The sequence below is a fragment of the Microbacterium sp. MYb62 genome (assembly GCF_002979475.1).
Taxonomy (GTDB): Bacteria; Actinomycetota; Actinomycetes; order Actinomycetales; family Microbacteriaceae; genus Microbacterium.
This window is the reverse complement of record NZ_PCOY01000051.1, coordinates 1-1,145: the sequence shown is the minus strand read 5'-3', so window position 1 is coordinate 1,145 and position 1,145 is coordinate 1. Positions and strand designations below refer to the sequence as shown.

Genomic DNA, 1,145 nt, shown 5'->3' with positions numbered 1-1,145 from the left:
CGCCCGCACGCACGGACTGCCGATGACCGTGCACACGGGCAGCGTCAGCGACCAGGTGACGCTGCTCGCGCGGGCGGGCGTGCTCGGCCCCGACATGCTGCCGTCGCACTCGCGGGACTTCACCGCCCACGAGTACGACCTGATCGCGGCCGCGGGCGTGCCGGTGAACGTCACCCCGCTCGCCGACAACCGCCACGGTCTGTCGTGGCACATCGGCGAGGCCGTCCGGCGCGACCTCGTCATGAGCGTCGGCACGGACGGCCCGGTGTTCGGCGGCGCCGGCATGCTCGGACAGCTGCGTCTCCTCATCGAGAGCCAGCGGGCCGACGAGGCCAGGATCGAGAGGATGCAGGGACGCGTCGAGCGGCGACGCCCCGGCTTCCCCGGCGTCACCCCCGAACGGGTGCTGCGCGCCGCGACGATCGACGGCGCCCGCGCCCTCGGCCTGGATCATCGGATCGGCAGCATCACCCCCGGCAAACGCGCCGACCTCACCCTGATCCGGGTGAACCCCTTCGGACGCGGCCGCACCTCCCCCGCGATGCACGTGCTCACCGACGATCGCGTCCGCGTGGACACCGTGATCGTCGACGGCGTCGTACGCGTGCAGGACGGTGCGCCGACCGCCGCCGACACGGATGCGCTCGTGCGACAGCTCACGGCCGCCACCGACCGCATCTTCGCCGAGCCGCTGGACGGAGTGCGCCGCGTGTGGTGGGCACCACCCGCCGAGGCCGCGCGATGGGACGGGCGCGGCGAGATCGCCGAGCTCGGCGAAGACCTCGGCACCGCGCGACGCGAGCGCACGGAGGCCCCCTCATGATGACGGGAGGCGAGGCCCTCGCCGCACAACTGGCCATCGAAGGCGTCGACACGGTCTTCGGCATCCCCGGACTGCAGATCTACCACGCCGTCGATGCGATCGAGGCGCACCCGGCGCTCCGACTGATCAGCACTCGGCACGAACAGGCCGCGGCGTACATGGCCGACGGCTACGCCCGCGTCACGGGAGACGTCGGCGTCTGCCTCGTCGTCCCCGGTCCCGGCATGCTGAACACACTGGCCGCGCTGTCGACCGCCTGGGCGACGAACTCCCGGGTGCTGCTCCTGTGCGGACAGATCCCGACGACCTCCTACGGGCGCGG

The 1,145-nt window shown here is 72.8% G+C and carries 2 protein-coding genes; both read left to right on the top strand.

The window, feature by feature from the left end:
- On the top strand, positions 1-823 hold an 823-nt coding region (locus tag CQ042_RS20225), incomplete at its 5' end, for an amidohydrolase family protein (RefSeq protein ID WP_219844889.1).
- A partial coding sequence (locus CQ042_RS20220) for a thiamine pyrophosphate-binding protein (RefSeq protein WP_258132382.1) occupies positions 820-1,145 on the top strand: 326 nt, incomplete at its 3' end. The genes CQ042_RS20225 and CQ042_RS20220, both read left to right, overlap by 4 nt.